Source organism: Streptococcus sp. 17.1, from assembly GCF_016648655.1.
GTDB classification, from domain to species: Bacteria; Bacillota; Bacilli; order Lactobacillales; family Streptococcaceae; genus Streptococcus; species Streptococcus salivarius_E.
Genome location: NZ_JACLQM010000011.1, coordinates 20,385 through 37,571 on the forward strand (window position 1 = coordinate 20,385; position 17,187 = coordinate 37,571).

Genomic DNA, 17,187 nt, shown 5'->3' on the forward strand with positions numbered 1-17,187 from the left:
CTTAGAGGAGTTAGTATGATTGAGGGGGTGACCAATTGGCAAAAGGAAAAAAGAAAAGTAAGTCTAAAGCTAGACCTAAGAAAACTAAAAAGAAACAGAAGTCTTTCTTGCTCTTTCCTAAATTTTTCCAAAAGTGGAGTCTGATTTTTATTGGCCTATTTGCCTTATTGGGACTCCTAGCTAGTTTAAATTTTCCAAAGTTGACTATGGAAAAGAACATGACATCTACAGATGAGAGGACAGTTGCTTTTATTGCCGAGATTGGAGAGACGTCGCGCTATTTGGCAGCTAGAAATGATCTTTATGCATCTGTTATGATAGCTCAGGCCATCTTGGAATCCGACTCTGGACAATCTACTTTGAGTCAGAAGCCGTCCTATAACTTCTTTGGGATTAAGGGGGATTACAATGGTCAAAGTGTGACCCTACCGACTTGGGAGGATGATGGTAAGGGTAATCCTTACTATATTGATGCGGCTTTTCGTTCTTATGGCTCTGTGGAAAATTCTTTACAGGACTATGTGGATTTCCTTGAGGGAAGCTACTATGTAGGGGTGCACCGTTCCAATACTAAGAATTATAAGGATGCGACAGCTGCCCTAACAGGGGTCTACGCTACGGACACAACCTATGGCGACAAATTAAACAGCATCATTGAACAATACCAGTTAACCATTTATGACACTTATTAGGGTCGAAGGAGAGTAAAATGAATCAGAACCAAGTGAAACTCATTGCAATTGACATGGACGGGACGCTCTTAAATAGCCAAAAAGAGATTCCTGTAGAGAATATTAAGGCTATTCAAGAAGCAGCTGCGGCAGGTATCAAAATTGTCCTTTGTACAGGACGCCCACGTTCAGGTATTCTTCCCCATTTTGAGAAATTAGGACTGAGTGAAGAAGAGTACATTATCATGAACAATGGTTGTTCAACTTATGAGACAAAAAATTGGAACTTGCTTCAATATGAAAGTTTATCTCGCTCTGAGATGGAAGAACTCTTGCAGGCTTGCGAAGGCTTTCCAGAGGTGGCTCTAACCTTTACTGGTGAGAAGACTTACTATGTTGTGGGCGATGAAGTGCCTGAGCTAGTAGCATATGATGCTAGCACTGTTTTCACAGAAGCGAAGGCTAGAAGTTTGGAAGAGATCTTTGTGGAAGGCCAAGTGATTTTCCAAGCCATGTATATGGCTGATTCTGAACCTTTGGACGCCTTCCAAAACGCTGTGCAAGATAGACTTAGTCAAAGCTATAGCACAGTTCGTAGCCAAGACTATATCTTTGAAATCATGCCACAGGGGGCAACTAAGGCCAGTGGACTTAAGCATTTAGCGGAAAAACTTGGAATTGCTCCAGATCAAATCATGGCTCTGGGTGATGCTGCTAATGACCTTGAAATGCTTAAATTCGTCGGTCAAAGTGTTGCCATGGGTAATGCTAGTGACGATATTAAAGAGTTGTGTAAGTATGTGACCTTGACAAATGACGAGGCAGGCGTAGCCCACGCTATTCGTACTTGGGCTTTATAAGAAAAAGACCTTTAGCTTCTATCTGCTAAAGGTTTTTCGATTTTTAATAATGGCAACAAGAGTAGTCAGTGTGATGGTGACATCAGTGACGGCAGCTGGGTAAGCCTGAATGGTCAAATCGTAAATGAGCCAGAGTAACATATTCTCAATGATGACCCAGCGAAGCCACTGAAGGTTTCGTGTGATGGCAATGGCTAAACTATAAGAGACTGAAGAGATGATTGGCAGATAGCCAATAAGTCCAAGCTGATTGAGGTAGGATCCTAAGATGATTTGAATAATGATGAGGATGGTCAAGATAGCCTTGGTCATCTTCTTTTTGACCATCAAGCTATTACGAATGATGGAAATACTAATGGTTAAAGCACCGGTATAGCCTCCGAGAAGCAGGTTGGCAATAGCAGTAAAAATATAGTCGGTAATTTGCCAGACGAGCATCTTATTTTTTGATTTTGCAAAAGAGGATATAGCGACACATAGGGCACCTATGGCTGAGAATACTTGTGCTAGAAGATAGAATGTCATGGTATAACTTTCAATTTTTTGTCTCTATTATATCACAAGGATTCAAGATATTTTCATCTCTATTTTAGGATTTACAAGGCTAATATCTTAGCGTTTACATTAGAAAATGATATAATAAAAGTGTAGATAAGATTGTTCCCTTAAAAGTAGAGAGAACCCTGTGTTTCCTTGTGACATAGGTCCTATCTTTACTTTATGTGATAGACTAGAAATGAGGAAATGATTATGAAAAACAAATTTTCCCAAGCAATCGTGCTTTCAATGGTTACCCTTTCCTCAATGGCTTTGCTGACGGCCTGTTCCAGCCATAAGGAATCCAGTTCAGCAGATAAGACGCCTAATAGCAGCCAGGTGACCTCATCAAGTAAGGCTAAATCATCTAGTAAAGATAGCGGTAAGACTAGCAAGTCTAGTGCTAAGGTCAAGGAATCTTCGGGTTCAAAGACGGAATCTTCAAGCGCGCAAAGTAGTCAAAAGGCTTCTGCCCCAAGTTCGAGTAGCAGTCAGTCTCAATCATCATCTTCAAAGAGTTCATCAGCTTCCTCAAGCAGCCAGTCCCAGGCTCCTAAGTCTTCAGCGAGTCAATCTCAAGCTCCGAAGAGCTCAAGTGATAGTCAAACTTCAAGCAGTCAAGCTCAAGCTAAAACGGATACGCAAGTGACCACTGTGGATATGGATGTGAGTGCGGTAGCGCGTGGTCGGTTTGATAGTATTGCCGGAACTTGGAAGTCTAGTGATGGCAGTCGTCTGGTCTTTAACAATACTAGCCTAGTAGGAGATATAACTGCACAAGGCCAAGCGACAGTTCACAATTATGTGCACCCGAAAGATAATTATCAAGAGGGCTCAGGTAAGTATGATGCCACCCTCTCAAGAGATAGGGGGGACACCTCTGGTATCGTTGGAGATATTAGCTTTGTCTCTAAAAAAGCAGCTATTTCTGGTCCAAGCTACGAACAAGATACCATTCAAGTAACCAGTACTGGAGGAACAAAGGTCTACTTAAAAGAATCAGATAATATGACGCTACCTAAAGACGTGACAGTTACTGACAATCAACTTCCAATTGATAGTGGTATTGCAGAATCTGGCAGCTACAAGCTTACCAAACGTACGGCTGTCAAGAATACTCCTAGTGATACGGCTCCAGTTGAATTTTACTTAGAAGCAGGTAATCAGATTAACTTTGATATGAAGGTTAATCAAGATGGTCATAGTTGGATTTCTTACATCAGCTATAGTGGTGTTCGCCGTTATGTTCAAGTGGATTAATTGAGATATCTAGAAAGGTCAGATTTTCTTCTGATCTTTCTATTATTTTGTGGAAAAGCCTTGTTTATTCCCTAATAAATCGATACAATAGAAAGGTCGGTTTTACCGAAAAATTTTAAATAATGAGGACAAAAATGTGTCAGTAAATTGGCAAGATATTGCGTTTTCTTTCCTCGGTGGTTTGGGGCTTTTCCTTTTTAGTATCAAGTACATGGGAGATGGTCTTCAACAAGCAGCCGGAGATAAGTTGCGTTTTTACATCGATAAGTATACCAGTAACCCGTTTTTAGGGGTTTTGATTGGTATTGTCATGACGGCCTTGATTCAGTCGAGTTCAGGGGTTACCGTTATTGTCGTCGGTCTGGTTTCGGCAGGGCTTTTAAGTCTTCGTCAGGCTATTGGTATTGTCATGGGGGCAAACATCGGGACAACCGTAACTTCCTTCATGATTGGTTTCAAGCTTGGTGACTATGCCCTTCCAGTGATTTTCCTGGGAGCTGCGCTTCTCTTCTTTACAAGCAATAAGAAGCTCAATAACCTAGGTCGTATCTTGTTTGGTGTAGGGGGGATTTTCTTTGCCCTTAACCTTATGGGAGATGCGGTTGAGCCTTTGAAGTCAGTTACAGCCTTTAAGGATTACCTGGCAACCTTGGGTGATCGCCCAGTCATGGGGGTTATCATCGGTGCTGGCTTGACCATGTTGATTCAGTCGTCAGCAGCGACCATCGGTATTCTTCAGAGTCTCTACTCGGGTGGTTTGCTTGATCTGCAAGGTGCCCTTCCAATCCTTTTTGGGGATAATATCGGGACGACTATCACAGCGGTTCTAGCTGCTCTTGGTTCAAACATTGCAGCCAAACGTGTGGCAGGGGCTCACGTCCTGTTCAACGTCATTGGGACGGTCTTGTGTTTGATTCTCTTGGTACCATTCACAGCCTTGATTCAATGGTTTAAGTCTGTGCTTGGTTTGACACCTGAGATGACTATCGCCTTTGCTCACGGTACTTTTAACATCGCAAATACTATTGTTCAATTCCCATTCATCGGACTCTTGGCTTACCTTGTGACTAAGATTATTCCTGGTGAAGATGAGATTAACAAGTACGAAGCACTCTACTTGGACCGTTTGCTTATCACACAAGCACCAGCTATCGCCCTTGGTAATGCTAAGAAAGAATTGGTGCACTTGGCATCGTACGCCATCCAGTCTTTGGAAGCTTCCTATGCTTTCTTTGCTAAGGGAGATGAAAAATACTTCGATAAGGTTGAGAAGTATGAAACAGCAGTTAATAGTATTGATGAAGAGTTGACAACTTATTTGATTGACATCTCTAACGAATCTCTAAGCGTTTCTGAAAATGAAGTGTTGGCAAGTGTGCTTGACTCTGTTCGTGACTTGGAGCGTATTGGTGACCTTGCAGTTGCAAGTGCAAACCTTTCACAACACATTCATAATAAGGGAATTGAATTTTCTGATACTGCCAAGGCTGAGCTTGCGGATGTTTACAACCGTACTCACCGTATCGCCCTTGATAGTATTCGTGTTGTTGTAGATGACGATAAGGTACTTGCAGGTCAAGTCATCCTTCGCCATGAAGAGTTGGAAAAACTTGAAAAACAATTGCGTAAAATACATACCAAACGTCTTAACAATGGTGAGTGTACTGCGCAAGCAGGTATCAACTATGTTGATTACCTCTCACATTACACACGTATCGCAGATCATGCGATTAACCTTGTTGAAAAGGTTACAGAAGGTGTGATTTAATAGAGAAAGTCGAGAAAATTTCTCGGCTTTTTTGTTATAATGAAAGCGTATTAAAAACATAGAAAAATGATGAGAGGTGGTCCTATGACCTATTATATTTCAGCCAAGCGTTTTTATTTTGAACATAAAATCAAGGAAGGTGGCTACCTAGCGGTTGAGGATAGCCGTTTTGGTGACTGGACGGAAAATGTACCAGAAGGTGCAGAGGTATTAGATTACAGTGATTATCAGATTTCTCCGGGTCTTGTAGATACTCACATTCATGGATTTGCGGGTTATGATGTCATGGATAATTCTGAGGAAAGTCTTCTAGGCATGAGTCAGGCCTTGCTTTCAGCAGGTGTGACCTCCTTCTTACCGACAGCTTTAACAGCGCCATTTGAAGAGTTGAAGGCAATTTGCCAAACAACAGCTAATACGGTTGGTAAGGAGACTGGCGCCAAAATTCAAGGGCTCTTCTTTGAAGGACCTTATTTCACTGAAACCTACAAGGGAGCTCAAAATCCTAAGTATATGGGCAATCCAAGTGTGGAACAATTGAAGGAATGGCAGGAGGCGGCTCAAGGAAAACTGATTAAATTGGCCCTTGCTCCTGAACGTGAGGGAGTGGCTGAATTTATCCAAGAAGCAACCAAGCAAGGTGTGACCATCGCTCTAGGTCATTCCAATGCCACATATGAAGAAGCCATGGCAGCAGTGGAAGCTGGGGCGTCCGTTTGGGTTCACGTCTACAACGGGATGCGTGGCTTTACCCACCGTGAGCCAGGTATGGTTGGGGCAGCCTTCGATAGTCCAGAAACTATTGGTGAGCTGATTGCAGATGGTCATCACGTGGTCCCTGCAGCTTGTAAAGTTCTTATCAAGCAAAAGACACCTCAAGGAGTTGCCCTAATTACAGACTGTATGTCAGCGGGAGGCTGTCCGGACGGCGACTATATGTTAGGCGAACTTCCTGTTATTGTTGAAAATGGTACCGCCCGCCTCAAAGAAGGTGGTAATCTAGCTGGATCTATCTTACAACTTAAAGACGGAGTCAAACATGTGGTTGATTGGGGACTTGTGACAGTTGCTCAAGCCTTACAAATGGCCACTAGTGTTCCAGCTAAATCGGTTGGGCTTGAAAATACTTGCGGAAGCCTAAAAGCAGGTTTACCAGCTGATTTTATTGTATTAGATGACTCCTTGGACTTACAAGCAACCTTTGTTGATGGACGAAAAGGTTGGGAAAAATAAGAGTATGAGTAGCACTTTCTTATGAAAGTGCTGTTTTTTATTGATTTTTACAAAGGTGTTAGAGTAGTGTAAAATAAAAATACTTTGTATTTTACAGGAGGTAATATGTCAAAACGTATTTGGAGCATTGCCCTGGCCTATGTCGGTGTAATGATTGGTGCAGGGGTATCTTCAGGACAGGACCTCTTACAGTATTTTGTTAGTTTTGGAGCCTGGGGACTGATAGGTGTCATAGTTCTAGGAGTTTTGCATGTTGGCTTTGGGCGACTCATGATTGCTCTGGGAAGTTATTACCGCTCAGACGATCACTCAGTAGTCCTGGCAGAAATCAGTCACCCTGTTATCTACCGTATTTTGGATATCGCTTTGATTATCACTTGTTTCCTGTTTGGCTTTGTTATGACAGCGGGGGCAGGGGCTAACCTAAACCAACAGTTCGGCTTTCCGATTTGGGTAGGTGCCTTCCTGTGTACAGCTCTGACAATCTTTGTGAGTTTCCTAGATTTCAAAAAAATCATTGGTGTTATTGGAATTTTTACCCCTATGATTTTGGTTATGATTGCCATGATATTCGTGACCAATGTTTTAGGGCGTCACTGGGATTTTGCCGAGATGGATAAGGTGTCGCAAACCATTCAATCTCCCTTTCCAAGTGTTTGGCTGTCTGTGGTTAATTATTTTGCCGTTTGTGTCATGTCAGCCATAGCCATGGCCTTTGTCATGGGTGGCTCTATTCTCAAAATCAATGAAGCCGAAAAGAGTGGAGCCTGGGGAGGATTTATGGTTGGTGTGATTTTCTTTGTCACAACATTGATCCTCTTTGCTAACAGTGATAAAATTGCTAGCTCGGATGTTCCTATGTTGGCTATTGCTAAGGAAGTGAATCCTATCTTTGCGACACTTTACGCCTTGGTGATCTTTGGTTTGATTTTTAATACCGTCTTTAGTCTCTACTATGCCCTTGGGAAACGCTTCTCAGCAGGTAGTGAGAAACGCTTCAAGTTCTTTGTGGCCGCATTTGCCCTTGCTGGTTTTGCTATTTCCTTCATGGGCTTCCGTCAACTGGTAGCGGTTATGTATCCTATTATCGGTTATCTGGGAATGCTGATGTTGGTAGTGCTAGTTGTTGCTAGCTACCGCAAAAAAGCTAAGATTCGTAAGGAAAAGGAAATTCGAAATCATCTTTTGTCTATCGTTGAGAAAGCTTATGATCCCAATCAAGACTTGACCCATCGGGACAAGAAAAAGGCCGAAGAACTTCGAGAAGCCTCAATTCTTGATAATGATATTCTCCATGAAGACTCCCATGCGCATGTTCGTCAGGAAATGGGGATTAGTAAGAAGGATTAGAATTTTATTTTACAAGTTTCTCTATTTCTGCTATAATACTGACAAGAAAGAAGGGCTTATGGCGTTTTTCTAGCGAGCTTGGGACAGTGGAAGCCAAGTAGAGCAAAGTAGGCAAGTGGCGCTTTCTCTCAGCAAATGGCTGAAGACAAACAGATAAAATGAAGTAATAAATTAGGGTGGAACCGCGTTTCTGACGCCCCTAGGTCAAACGACTTAGGAGCAGAGACACGGTTCTTTTTGTATCCTGAGTCACAAGAAACTTTATGAATAAGGAGTAAAACATGTCTAAAAAACTAACCTTCCACTGCGTCAGTGGCAGAGACCTCCTTACAGTCGGACTGCCCCACGCTCAGCACTAGGGTGCCTGAGCTAGACGCAGTACTAACTCGTCCTGCCTCGTATAATCGACGAGGCAGACTCGTGTCGCAAGAAATCATTTTTAATCAAGGAGTATTCAATGTCTAAGAAATTAACATTTCAAGAAATTATTTTGACTTTGCAACAATACTGGAATGACCAGGGTTGTATGCTCATGCAGGCTTATGATAATGAAAAAGGTGCGGGAACCATGAGTCCTTACACTTTCCTTCGTGCCATTGGTCCTGAGCCATGGAATGCGGCTTATGTAGAGCCATCTCGTCGTCCAGCAGATGGTCGTTACGGGGAAAACCCAAACCGCCTTTACCAACACCACCAATTCCAAGTGGTTATGAAACCTTCTCCATCAAACATCCAAGAGCTCTACCTTGAGTCATTGGAAAAATTGGGCATCAATCCTTTGGAACACGATATTCGTTTCGTTGAAGATAACTGGGAAAACCCATCAACTGGTTCAGCTGGTCTTGGTTGGGAAGTTTGGCTTGACGGTATGGAAATCACTCAGTTCACCTACTTCCAACAAGTTGGTGGATTGGCAACTGGTCCGGTAACTTCTGAGGTCACTTACGGTTTGGAACGTTTGGCTTCTTACATCCAAGAAGTAGATTCTGTTTACGATATTGAGTGGGCTCCAGGCGTTAAATACGGGGAAATCTTCCTTCAACCAGAATACGAACACTCAAAATACAGCTTTGAAGTTTCTGACCAAGACATGCTTCTTGAAAACTTCGAAAAATTTGAAAAAGAAGCAGGACGTGCTTTGGAATTGGGTCTTGTTCACCCTGCCTATGACTACGTTTTGAAATGTTCACATACTTTTAACTTGCTAGATGCTCGTGGAGCAGTGTCCGTTACAGAACGTGCCGGTTACATTGCCCGCATCCGTAACTTGGCCCGTGTCGTAGCCAAAACCTTCGTTGCAGAACGTAAGAAACTTGGTTACCCACTTCTTGATGAAGCCACACGCGCAAAACTCCTAGCAGAAGAGGAAGAATAAGCAAAGTTACAAGAATGGAAAATGGGCGAACCTAGTGAGCCCACATGGCTACCCAGAGGCAAGTCGAAGACTTGCTAAAGGGATAGGCACCGCTGTACTGGTATATGGGAATTTTTGAAACGTTAGGTTCAAAAATCAGTTAGCTAAATCCACTTTGATGAGACTGTTGGAAATCTATGTCAAGGAGACACCAGATTTCCATACAGCCTCACAAAGTTAGTTAGCAACGTCCCCAGTACCTAAGGCGCCTATCGAAAAAAGAATTTTGTAAAGGAAAAAACATGACAAAAAACTTATTAGTAGAACTTGGACTTGAAGAGTTGCCAGCCTACGTTGTCACACCAAGTGAAAAACAACTCGGTGAAAAAATGGCAGCCTTCTTGGATGATAACCGTCTCTCATACGAAAGCATTCAAACCTTCTCAACACCACGCCGTTTGGCAGTCCGTGTGATTGGTTTGGCTGATCAACAATCCGATTTGACCGAAGATTTTAAAGGTCCTTCTAAGAAAATCGCTTTGGATGCAGAAGGTAACTTCTCAAAAGCGGCGCAAGGATTTGTCCGTGGGAAAGGCTTGACTGTTGACGATATCGAATTCCGTGAAGTCAAAGGTGAAGAGTACGTTTATGTTACTAAACACGAAGCTGGAAAACCTGCCAAAGAAGTCTTGGCTGGCGTTCCAGAAGTGCTTGCTTCATTGACTTTCCCTGTCAGCATGCACTGGGCTAACAACACATTTGAATACATTCGCCCAGTTCACACCTTGACAGTTCTTTTGGGCGATGAAGCGCTTGACCTTGACTTCTTGGATATCAAGTCAGGTCGTGTGAGTCGTGGACATCGTTTCCTTGGACATGAAGTGGAAATTACCAATGCGGATTCTTATGAGGAAGACCTTCGTACTGTTTACGTGATTGCGGATAGCAAAGAACGTGAAAACATGATTCGTGAGCAAATCAAAGCTATCGAAGCAGAACATGGTGTTCAAGTCCAAATCGAAGAAGGTCTTTTGAATGAAGTCTTGAACTTGGTCGAATATCCAACTGCCTTTATGGGAAGTTTTGACACTAAATATTTGGACGTTCCAGAAGAAGTCTTGGTGACATCAATGGAAACGCACCAACGTTACTTTGTTGTACGTGACCTTGACGGTAAGCTTAAACCAAACTTCATCTCAGTCCGTAATGGTAACGCTGAGCACTTGGAAAATGTTATCCGAGGAAATGAAAAAGTATTGGTGGCCCGTCTTGAAGATGGTGAATTCTTCTGGCGTGAAGACCAAAAACTTAAGATTGAAGACCTCGTTGCTAAATTGGCTAACGTGACTTTCCATGAAAAAATCGGTTCTCTCTCAGAACACATGGCCCGTGCTGGTGTCATTGCCGCGTCATTGGCTGAACAAGCTGGTTTGACTGCCGAAGAAACGGCAGCCGTAGCGCGTGCAGCTGAAATCTACAAATTTGACCTCTTGACTGGTATGGTCGGAGAGTTCGATGAATTGCAAGGAATCATGGGTGAAAAATACGCCCTCCTTGCCGGTGAAGATGCTGCGGTTGCGACAGCTATCCGTGAGCACTACCTTCCTGATTCAGCAGACGGAGCACTTCCAGAGACTAAGGTTGGTGCCATCCTTGCGCTTGCAGATAAATTGGATACCCTCCTTTCCTTCTTCTCAGTTGGCTTGATTCCATCAGGTTCTAATGACCCTTATGCGCTTCGTCGTGCAACACAAGGGATTGTTCGTATCTTGGATGCTTTTGGTTGGCACATCCCTATGGATGAGTTGATCGACAGCCTTTACGCCCTTTCATTTGATAGTCTTTCTTATGACAATCAAGCAGAAGTCATCAACTTCATCAAAGCGCGTGTGGACAAGATGATGGGACGCACATCAAAAGATATCAAAGAAGCCGTTCTTGCTGGTTCAAACTTCGTGGTTGCGGATATGCTTGAAGCAGCTGACGCCCTCTCAGAAGCTGCTAAGGCTGATGGTTACAAGGCAGCTGTTGAATCACTCTCACGTGCCTTCAACTTGGCAGAAAAAGCAGATGCTTCAGTAACAGTCGATGCCAGTCTCTTTGAAAATGATCAAGAAAAAGCCCTTTCTAAAGCAATTGAAGAGCTTAAATTGACTGGTTCAGCTAGTGACAAATTGGCTCAGCTTTTCGCTCTTAGCCCAGTCATCGATGCCTTCTTTGACAACACGATGGTAATGGCAGAGGATGAGACTGTTAAAAATAACCGTTTGGCCCTTCTTGCAGGTCTCGTAGCGAAAGCTAACGCTGTCGCAGCTTTCAACCAATTGAACACAAAATAATGACCTGATGGCAGGTAGAAAGTAGGTCTTATTATGACACCTGAAAAAATTGCTCGTATCAATGAGCTTGCTAAAAAGAAAAAAACAGAAGGTTTGACGCCAGAAGAAGCGGTAGAACAAGCAAAACTTCGTGAAGAATACATTGATGGTTATCGTCGCTCAGTTCGTCACCACATCGAAGGAATTAAAGTGGTTGACGAAGAAGGTAACGATGTGACACCTGAGAAACTACGTCAAATACAACGTGAAAAAGGCTTGCATGGTCGTAGCCTTGATGATCCTGAATCATAATAACTAGTAACAAGGGTTTGGAAGTTTTCCAAGCCCTTGTTTTGAAGTATAAAATTCTGAATATTCTGTATAATATTGACCAATTATTTCAAAAATGGTATAATATAAGTTATGTTAAAAATTGCAGGACTCAATGAGTCTTGCTTAATAGAATTGGAGTGAAAAAAATGTCGCAAAAGCAACATCATAAAGACGACGACAACCAGACTGAGAATGGGATGGTGCGTGGTCTTCAAAACCGTCACGTCCAGCTGATTGCCATCGCTGGTACAATCGGTACAGGTCTCTTCCTTGGGGCAGGGCGTTCCCTTTCCCTAACAGGACCTTCAATCATACTTGTTTATATGCTGACAGGTGTCTTCATGTACCTCATGATGCGAGCTATCGGTGAGATGCTCTACATGGACCCGGACCAACATACCTTTATTAATTTTATTACGAAATACCTTGGTAAAGGCTGGGGATTCTTCTCAGGTTGGTCTTACTGGGTATCACTGGTATTTCTTGGTATGGCAGAAATTACGGCTGTATCGAACTATGTGCAGTTTTGGTTTCCAAGTTGGCCTGCCTGGCAGATTCAGATTGTCTTCTTGATTATCCTGAGTTCGGTTAACTTGATTGCGGTTAAGATTTTCGGGGAAGTTGAGTTTTGGTTTGGGATGATCAAGATTGTCACCATTCTTGCCTTGATAGCTACAGGGATATTTATGGTAGCAACTAACTTTGAAACGCCAGCTGGACATGCTAGTCTTAACAATATCACACAAGGTTTCCAGATGTTCCCTAAAGGTTGGGTGAGCTTTGTCATGACCTTCCAAATGGTCTTCTTTGCCTACCAAGCCATCGAATTTGTAGGGATTACAACATCTGAGACAGCAAATCCACGTAAGGTTTTACCAAAGGCAATTAAGGAAATTCCGATTCGTATTGTCATTTTCTATGTGGGTGCCCTCATTGCCCTCATGGCTATCTTCCCATGGCAAAAACTTCCAGTTAATGAATCACCCTTCGTAACGGTCTTCCAAATGGCTGGTATCAAGTGGGCAGCGGCTTTCATTAACTTTGTTGTTTTGACAGCAGCAGCCTCTTCTTTGAATTCAACACTTTATTCAACTGGCCGTCACCTTTTCCAAATCGCTAGGGAAACACCAAACAGTAAGGTTATGAAATCTTTGAAACTTGATACCTTGGCCCGTAATGGTATTCCTTCACGTGCTATCATTGTTTCAGCCATTGTAGTTTGTGTTTCAGCCTTCATCAACGTCTTACCTGGTGTATCTGACGCCTTCGCTTTGATTACCGCATCTTCATCAGGTGTCTACATTGCCATCTATATTTTGACCATGCTTGCTCATCTCAAGTACCGTAAGTCTCAAGAGTTTATGGCAGATGGCTTCCTTATGCCAGCCTATAAGATTCTTAATCCATTGACTATCCTTTTCTTCATCTTCGTCTTTGTTTGTCTCTTCTTGCAAAAGTCAACAGTTGTCGGAGCTATCGGAGCAGCCATCTGGATTGTCGTATTTAGTATCTATAGTAACTGGAAACACAGTAAATAAATCAATTTAGCTCACCTTTATGGTGGGTTTTTTAGTTGCCAAAAAAGGACACAAGGTGTCCCAATTATTATCTATGCAATACTTTCTTGACTTCCATGGTGAAAGAAACCACTTAAGAGGCTCTTGCTACGATGGAAAATAGCAGGCTTGTGATTGTTGTGCGAACGACCATTAACATCAAGTTTAGCCCATTCAAGAGCCTGGTGGGCATTTCGGTCTGAGACTGTAGATGTCCCAATATAGCTGTAGATGCCTGCCTGAGCGAGAATAAAACCTTGCAGTTGGCGAATATGTTCATCATTGAGTGCTTCGGAAAAATGAATCTTTACTGTCTTATAAGTTAAAGATTGGACAGACTCAACGATAGGTGAATCTGCTAAGAGGTGCAAAAGTTCTTGATGCTTGGTAAAGGACTTATCATAGTCCATTGGAAGAATTATAGTATGGGCAATCCAATCTTCCAAGTTGGCTTTAGCCTTTTTACTAAGACCTCTTGCTGTGATACTAAGGTTATCTATATTGAAAGGAAGTTGGTCGATGTGAGCAGTATTTGAACCATATACCTTTCTGAAAAGCGGTGTACTTGATAGAATATGTCCAGTAGGAGAAATAATAGCTAAGGCAGTTTCCTTGGTTTGGTAACCAAGCTCGTGGCATTCCATGCTAGCGTATGTATCTTTAAATTCAATAATTGCACTTGTTTTCATCGTATAACTCTCTTTCTGTTAGTTTATAAACTAACAATAGTTTATCATGACTTATTATCTTGGTCAAGATTTTACCTCAAAAAACAAAAAATATTTTTGTAAGGGCTTGCAAAAATATTTGAACTCTGATATTATATAACCATAGCAAAAGGATTGTTACTGGTCAGCAGGCAAAACCTAGATAAATACGAAAAACTAATGGGAGTAGTGTATACTCACCCTAATTGGTTCTTGGTATTTATTTAGGTTTTTTTCGTTGAAAAAGCCTCGAAAGAACTAAAATCCTAGAAAAGAAAGGAGCCCTTATGGCTAAATATACTGAATTAGCTGAAGACATTCTCAAACACGTTGGTGGTAAGGAAAATGTCAATAGCTTAAAACATTGTGTAACACGTTTGCGCTTTGATTTGAAAGATGAGTCTAAAGCAGATGATGACTACCTTAAGAACCGTGACGGTGTTGTTACTGTTGTTAAGGCAGGTGGTCAATATCAGGTGGTTATCGGTAACCATGTCCCTGATGTTTATGCGGAGGTTCTCCAAGTTGGCGGTCTTCCAGCAGGTGGTAGTCTTGATATTGATGAAGGTGATGCACCTAAAGGGAATCTTTTTGACCGCTTTGTATCTTTGGTTTCAAGTATTTTCCAACCTTTCCTTGGACCTTTGGCTGCGGCGGGGATTATCAAAGGGATAGTTGCTATCATGGCAGCTTGTGGCTTGTCAGCTGCAACGAGTCCTATGTATGTCATCTTGAATGCAGCAGGAGATGGTTTCTTCCAGTTCTTGCCAATCTTAATTGCTTTGACATCTGCTCGTCGTTTCAAGGTTAATGAGTTTACAGCTATTGCGATTGCAGCGGCACTTGTTTATCCTGATATTGCTACGCTGGTGACTGCTCTTCAGAAAGCTGGTCAAGGTCATGTTCTAGGAGTTATTCCATTTGCGCTTCCTGCAGGTGGCTATCTCTCAACTGTAATGCCTTCTATCTTGGCCGTTTGGGTGGCTTCATACATTCAAAAATTCTTTACCAAGATTACTCCAGATGTCATTAAAGTCTTCGTAGTGCCTTTCTTTACATTACTCATTACTGTCCCATTAACATTCTTGGTGGTAGGACCAGTTGCCAATACTTTCTCTGATGGATTGACAAGCCTTTTCCAAGCAATCATGAATTTTAGTCCGATTGTCTTTGGTCTTATACTTGGTATTTTGTGGCAAGTCTTGGTTATGTTCGGAATGCACTGGGCACTTGTTCCCCTTGCTATCTTAGATGTGGCAACAAACGGAAGTTCTACTATTCTTTCAGCGGCTATCCTTCCATGTTTCACGCAAACAGGTGTGTTGGGAGCTATCATGCTTAAAACGAAAGAAGAAAAAGTCCGTACCATCTCTATGCCAGCCTTCATTTCATCTATTTTTGGGGTTACAGAACCTGCTATCTATGGGGTAACCCTTCCAATGAAAACGCCATTCTACATTTCATGTGGTGTTTCAGGACTTATGGGGGCTGCCATGATGGCCCTAGATATTAAGACGTATTCAATAGGTGGTCTGGGTGTCTTTGTCTTCCCAAGCCTTATTGGGCCTGACGGTAATCTTTCTAAAGTTATCATTGCCATTATCATTGCCATTGTGGGTGGTGTTCTTGCCTTCCTTATCCAACTCTTTGTACGAGTACCAAATCTATACGGTGGTGGAGTAGCTAAGGTTGAAGAAAAAGCTGAGGAAGCTGCACCTGCTCCTAAAGAAATTCAACAAGAAATCATTGCTAGCCCACTCATCGGGAATGTCGTACCACTTGACCAAGTGCCTGACCAAGTCTTTGCTTCAGGAGCTATGGGTAAAGGTATCGCTATTGATCCTACCGATGGTGTTGTTGTTGCACCAACTAAGGCAACGGTGAATTTAGTCTTTCCTACTGGTCATGCGATTGGTTTGACAACTGAAAATGGTGCAGAGCTTCTCATCCATATTGGTATGGATACTGTTTCTCTTGCTGGAAAAGGGTTCAAGACCTATGTGGAAGCAGGGGATGTCGTAGAAGCGGGTCAAAAACTTATAGAATTTGACCTAGCAACTATCCGAGACGCTAAATTACCAGTTATCACACCAGTCATTGTAACCAATACAGCTGACTTTGATGATGTCTTAACAACTAAAGAAGCTCGTGTTAACACTGGTGATTATCTCCTCACCGCTGTTAAATAAAAAAGAAATCCGAGAATCAGCTTCTCAGATTTTTGTTTATTTGAATTTGTAGTCTTTAACGACTTCAACGGAATTGACCGTTACATTTTCTTTTGGTTTGCTATTGTCATCAACTTCAAGGTTAGCAATAGTATCAACGACATCCATGCCTTTGATGACTTGACCAAAGACGGTATATTTAGTATCGCCAGCTGGGTAACCACCTTTTTTGTAGGCGTCAATGATAGGTTTTGGATAGCCAGCATTTCCTAGCTGTTTGCTTTGATCATCCTTGTTTTGAACAATGTAGAATTGGCTGCCGTTTGACTCTTTAGCACCAGTATTAGCCATAGCAAGTGCGCCACGGATGTTGTAGAGGAATGGTGTAGGCTCAACAGCGAACCCTTTCTTCCAGATAGATTCTCCGCCAGTACCGTCACCCTTAGGGTCACCACTTTGAATCATGAAGTCCTTGATAACACGGTGGAAAGTAAGCCCATCATAGTATTTGTCCTTGGCATGCTTCAAGAAGTTTTCAGAAGCCTTAGGAGCAAGTGTAGGGAAGAGTTTGACTGTGATATCACCCTTTGAAGTGTGGAGGATAACTTCAGCTTCGTCCTTGCCAACCTTGTCTGACAACTGTGGAAAGGCATCTTTTCCAGATTTTTGAGCCTTTTCTAATTGTTTAGTGAATATCTTGTTATCAACGTAGGCATCTCCACGAACGGCGCGTGAGATGTTCTCACGAAAGGCAAAACCTAGGCCTGCGATAACAAGTACAATAATTAATGGAATGTACTTTTTAATGTTTTTCATATATAACTCCTTTGGTGCATTATACCTACTATTGTAGCAGAAAAAAACCTTTTGGGAAACGGTTAACAGAGGTCTTTAAATATGGTAGAATGGAACTATCAACAAGAAAATGAACATGGGACTAGATATAGGGAAAGGTTGCCTCAAGTTGTAAAGTGAGGTCGGACTTTTGAAAGGACACGTGCTACTTGCTCTTATCAGAGAGAGGTGTCTAAATCCTGACTATAGAAAACTTCGCCAAGTCGAAGGGATTTCT

General features: G+C 42.3%; 14 protein-coding genes. 11 read left to right on the forward strand and 3 right to left on the reverse strand.

From position 1 onward, the window contains the following. Window positions 1-35: 35 nt before the first annotated feature. Both H7T99_RS07445 and H7T99_RS07450 read left to right on the forward strand, forming a co-directional pair. A complete protein-coding gene (locus H7T99_RS07445) occupies window positions 36-692 on the forward strand; it encodes a glucosaminidase domain-containing protein (RefSeq protein ID WP_037601972.1) in 657 nt (218 codons plus the stop codon). A 17-nt stretch (window positions 693-709) separates the two neighbouring features. Next, a complete protein-coding gene (locus H7T99_RS07450) occupies window positions 710-1,531 on the forward strand; it encodes a Cof-type HAD-IIB family hydrolase (protein WP_037601974.1) in 822 nt (273 codons plus the stop codon). A gap of 18 nt (window positions 1,532-1,549) precedes the next feature. Here H7T99_RS07450 and H7T99_RS07455 read toward each other — a convergent pair whose 3' ends face one another. Continuing rightward, window positions 1,550-2,056 carry a YgjV family protein gene (locus H7T99_RS07455; RefSeq protein WP_037601976.1) on the reverse strand — a complete coding sequence of 169 codons (507 nt, stop codon included), beginning with the start codon at window positions 2,054-2,056 and terminating at the stop codon, window positions 1,550-1,552. A gap of 225 nt (window positions 2,057-2,281) precedes the next feature. Here H7T99_RS07455 and H7T99_RS07460 point away from each other — a divergent pair, with 225 nt between their 5' ends. The 8 genes from H7T99_RS07460 (at window position 2,282) to H7T99_RS07495 (ending at window position 13,222) form a co-directional block, all read left to right on the forward strand. Beyond that, window positions 2,282-3,328 (forward strand): SH3 domain-containing protein, encoded by a 1,047-nt coding sequence (locus tag H7T99_RS07460; RefSeq protein WP_037601978.1) that lies wholly within the window; start codon window positions 2,282-2,284, stop codon window positions 3,326-3,328. A 136-nt stretch (window positions 3,329-3,464) separates the two neighbouring features. Continuing rightward, window positions 3,465-5,096 (forward strand): Na/Pi cotransporter family protein, encoded by a 1,632-nt coding sequence (locus H7T99_RS07465; protein WP_002890237.1) that lies wholly within the window; start codon window positions 3,465-3,467, stop codon window positions 5,094-5,096. 84 nt (window positions 5,097-5,180) lie between these two features. Next, window positions 5,181-6,329 carry an N-acetylglucosamine-6-phosphate deacetylase gene (gene nagA / locus H7T99_RS07470; protein ID WP_037602120.1) on the forward strand — a complete coding sequence of 383 codons (1,149 nt, stop codon included), beginning with the start codon at window positions 5,181-5,183 and terminating at the stop codon, window positions 6,327-6,329. A gap of 105 nt (window positions 6,330-6,434) precedes the next feature. Beyond that, window positions 6,435-7,679 (forward strand): membrane protein, encoded by a 1,245-nt coding sequence (locus tag H7T99_RS07475; RefSeq protein WP_037601981.1) that lies wholly within the window; start codon window positions 6,435-6,437, stop codon window positions 7,677-7,679. 457 nt (window positions 7,680-8,136) lie between these two features. Beyond that, window positions 8,137-9,054: a glycine--tRNA ligase subunit alpha gene (glyQ, locus tag H7T99_RS07480; protein WP_002886077.1), complete on the forward strand. Its 918-nt coding sequence runs from the start codon at window positions 8,137-8,139 to the stop codon at window positions 9,052-9,054. 281 nt (window positions 9,055-9,335) lie between these two features. Then, on the forward strand, window positions 9,336-11,372 hold the full coding sequence (gene glyS / locus H7T99_RS07485; protein WP_037601983.1) for a glycine--tRNA ligase subunit beta: 2,037 nt from the start codon (window positions 9,336-9,338) through the stop codon (window positions 11,370-11,372). Between the two features lie 33 nt (window positions 11,373-11,405). Then, on the forward strand, window positions 11,406-11,663 hold the full coding sequence (locus H7T99_RS07490) for a DUF896 family protein (protein WP_037601985.1): 258 nt from the start codon (window positions 11,406-11,408) through the stop codon (window positions 11,661-11,663). A gap of 167 nt (window positions 11,664-11,830) precedes the next feature. Beyond that, the gene (locus H7T99_RS07495; protein WP_037597509.1) at window positions 11,831-13,222 is read left to right on the forward strand and encodes an amino acid permease; all 1,392 of its coding nucleotides are present in this window, start codon (window positions 11,831-11,833) and stop codon (window positions 13,220-13,222) included. Window positions 13,223-13,293: 71 nt separating this feature from the next. Here H7T99_RS07495 and H7T99_RS07500 read toward each other — a convergent pair whose 3' ends face one another. Continuing rightward, window positions 13,294-13,929: a hypothetical protein gene (locus H7T99_RS07500; RefSeq protein ID WP_037601989.1), complete on the reverse strand. Its 636-nt coding sequence runs from the start codon at window positions 13,927-13,929 to the stop codon at window positions 13,294-13,296. 305 nt (window positions 13,930-14,234) lie between these two features. Between H7T99_RS07500 and H7T99_RS07505 the strand changes: the two genes are divergently transcribed. After that, window positions 14,235-16,136 (forward strand): beta-glucoside-specific PTS transporter subunit IIABC, encoded by a 1,902-nt coding sequence (locus H7T99_RS07505; protein ID WP_037601991.1) that lies wholly within the window; start codon window positions 14,235-14,237, stop codon window positions 16,134-16,136. A 36-nt stretch (window positions 16,137-16,172) separates the two neighbouring features. On the opposite strand, the gene H7T99_RS07510 is transcribed toward H7T99_RS07505, so the two are convergent. Further along, window positions 16,173-16,931: a peptidylprolyl isomerase gene (locus H7T99_RS07510; RefSeq protein WP_037601992.1), complete on the reverse strand. Its 759-nt coding sequence runs from the start codon at window positions 16,929-16,931 to the stop codon at window positions 16,173-16,175. Window positions 16,932-17,187: the final 256 nt, after the last annotated feature.

Bases quoted from the DNA above. Each gene is read 5' to 3' on its own strand.
- glyQ (WP_002886077.1), top strand. From the start codon at position 8,137: ATGTCTAAGAAATTAACATTTCAAGAAATTATTTTGACTTTGCAACAA.
- H7T99_RS07500 (WP_037601989.1), bottom strand. From the start codon at position 13,929: ATGAAAACAAGTGCAATTATTGAATTTAAAGATACATACGCTAGCATG.
- H7T99_RS07460 (WP_037601978.1), top strand. From the start codon at position 2,282: ATGAAAAACAAATTTTCCCAAGCAATCGTGCTTTCAATGGTTACCCTT.
- H7T99_RS07510 (WP_037601992.1), bottom strand. From the start codon at position 16,931: ATGAAAAACATTAAAAAGTACATTCCATTAATTATTGTACTTGTTATC.
- H7T99_RS07490 (WP_037601985.1), top strand. From the start codon at position 11,406: ATGACACCTGAAAAAATTGCTCGTATCAATGAGCTTGCTAAAAAGAAA.
- H7T99_RS07495 (WP_037597509.1), top strand. From the start codon at position 11,831: ATGTCGCAAAAGCAACATCATAAAGACGACGACAACCAGACTGAGAAT.
- H7T99_RS07505 (WP_037601991.1), top strand. From the start codon at position 14,235: ATGGCTAAATATACTGAATTAGCTGAAGACATTCTCAAACACGTTGGT.
- H7T99_RS07450 (WP_037601974.1), top strand. From the start codon at position 710: ATGAATCAGAACCAAGTGAAACTCATTGCAATTGACATGGACGGGACG.
- glyS (WP_037601983.1), top strand. From the start codon at position 9,336: ATGACAAAAAACTTATTAGTAGAACTTGGACTTGAAGAGTTGCCAGCC.
- nagA (WP_037602120.1), top strand. From the start codon at position 5,181: ATGACCTATTATATTTCAGCCAAGCGTTTTTATTTTGAACATAAAATC.
- H7T99_RS07475 (WP_037601981.1), top strand. From the start codon at position 6,435: ATGTCAAAACGTATTTGGAGCATTGCCCTGGCCTATGTCGGTGTAATG.
- H7T99_RS07455 (WP_037601976.1), bottom strand. From the start codon at position 2,056: ATGACATTCTATCTTCTAGCACAAGTATTCTCAGCCATAGGTGCCCTA.